This is a genomic window from Caballeronia terrestris, from assembly GCF_001544515.1.
Lineage (GTDB): Bacteria > Pseudomonadota > Gammaproteobacteria > Burkholderiales > Burkholderiaceae > Caballeronia > Caballeronia terrestris.
This window is the reverse complement of sequence record NZ_FCOL02000412.1, coordinates 1-1,378: the sequence shown is the minus strand read 5'-3', so window position 1 is coordinate 1,378 and position 1,378 is coordinate 1. Positions and strand designations below refer to the sequence as shown.

At 59.9% G+C, this 1,378-nt stretch carries 1 protein-coding gene and 2 pseudogenes; all 3 read left to right on the top strand.

Going from position 1 to position 1,378, the window contains the following annotated elements; all coding sequences use genetic code 11:
* Nucleotides 1-197, top strand: a pseudogene (locus AWB67_RS37865) (J domain-containing protein); the annotation flags it as partial.
* A gap of 6 nt (nt 198-203) precedes the next feature.
* Nucleotides 204-521 (top strand): chaperone modulator CbpM, encoded by a 318-nt coding sequence (locus tag AWB67_RS37860; RefSeq protein ID WP_087660857.1) that lies wholly within the window; start codon nt 204-206, stop codon nt 519-521.
* 554 nt (nt 522-1,075) lie between these two features.
* Nucleotides 1,076-1,378: pseudogene (locus AWB67_RS37855) on the top strand (SulP family inorganic anion transporter); the annotation flags it as partial.

The window sequence follows — 1,378 nt, the reverse complement described above, 5'->3', positions numbered from 1 at the left end:
TGACCGTGCCTCCGGAATCAACCGGCGGCCGCCGGCTGCGACTTAAAGGTAAGGGAATTCCGGCGAACCCGCCGGGCAACCTGTACGTGGTGTTGAATATCGTGCTGCCACCGGCTGACACCGACGATGCAAAGGCGGCTTATGACACGATGCGACAAGCGTTCAACTTTGACCCACGCGCGGAATTTCACGGGTAACGGATCATGAAAGAAACGATGACTACGTTTTTGGAAGGCGAGATTGTCGAGGAAAAGGTCGAGTTCACGCTCGTCGAACTGTGTCGAGTGAGCGGCGCATCCCAAGAACAGATGACGATGTGGATTTCAGAAGGCGCGTTCGAGCCGAGAGGCGACCGGCCGGAGGAATGGCGGTTTAGCGGCGCGGCGCTGCGCCGTGTGCGGACCGCCCACCGGCTAGCGCGCGATTTCGAGATCAATGCAGCCGGAATTGCACTGACTCTGGATCTGCTCGACGAGATCGAAGCATTGCGGGCGCGGGCCACACACTCGGATCTCGGGTAAACGTAAATCGACGGCCGTCTGCACCTGTTCAGAGATCGCGACTCACGCCTTAACCCATTGCATTCGTTCTTACCTACTTTCACTGGAGTATGGAAGCAGCGAGTTTGAACCGACGGGAGCGGCAGGTTCAAAATTGACTGCACCATCATCGGAGCTGCGCCGAATGGGTTTTCAATGCCGGAGGCGGATTCCCGGTGGGTCTTTGAGGAAGGCGCGTACGTTCGTAAGGCTAGCAAAAAACGACAAGCGTCCGCGTGCGCTTTAGACGGACGACCGTCGATCGCGTCGCGGCCGTGCTAGTTGCCCGTACACATCACGACCACACCCTGACTCAACCACTGTCCCGACAAAACGGGCCCTCTATTCATCGGGTCCGGGTGAAAGGCCGAGGCGGCAAGGAATGTCAAAACGACCCCATCTTCGCGGTCACACGCCTATTCAAGGTCACCATTCGCAAATCCACCTTCCTCCGGAGCCGCTGTTCGAGGGCGAAGTGACGGCTTCGCTGCCTGGGTCCGGGAACCGGAAGAGAACATCAGGAGGGAGGTGATTTCGTGCGCGTTCTCGTTGACCGGTATTTGCCTGACCTGCGCGCCGGGCTGGCTGTCGCAGGTCTGCTCGTTCCTGAATCGATCGCGTATTCAACCATCGCGAACCTGCCGCCGCAAACGGGCGTTGTCGCGCTCCTTGCGGGTCTGGTCGCTTACGGCCTGCTGGGCTAAAGCCGCTTTGCCATCGTGTCGGCCACGTCCTCGTCGGCTGCCGTCCTTGCAGCCGTGACGGTAGGAATGGCCGGCGGCAACCAGCCCGCGCGGATGCTGCTCGCAGCGGGGCTCGTATTAATTACCGGGTTGACC